Annotated in this window: 1 pseudogene; it reads right to left on the reverse strand. The window is 57.2% G+C overall.

The window, feature by feature from the left end:
* Positions 1-159: 159 nt before the first annotated feature.
* Positions 160-257: pseudogene (locus SB822_RS58750) on the reverse strand (dihydrofolate reductase); the annotation flags it as partial.

Raw genomic sequence — 257 nt, forward strand, 5'->3', positions numbered from 1 at the left:
TGCTGATCGAACGGATGACGATCGCCGGGCAGTAAGCGGTTTTCCAGCGTTGTAGCGGTACAGACGAAAACGCCACGCAAGTTTGCGTGGCGTTCTGCTTTTTCGGCGTGCTTCGTTCCGCTTTTGTCAGCGCGCTTCACTGCGCTCGGGCGCCTTACGTCACCGGCTTTTGCGCTTGTATGTGACGAACGCGTAATCGAAATCGTTCGGTGCATGCGCGCGATGCGTTTCGTGTGCGACTTCTTCCCACTCGTTCG

Source organism: Paraburkholderia sp. SIMBA_054 (assembly GCF_046534875.1).
GTDB lineage: Bacteria > Pseudomonadota > Gammaproteobacteria > Burkholderiales > Burkholderiaceae > Paraburkholderia > Paraburkholderia hospita.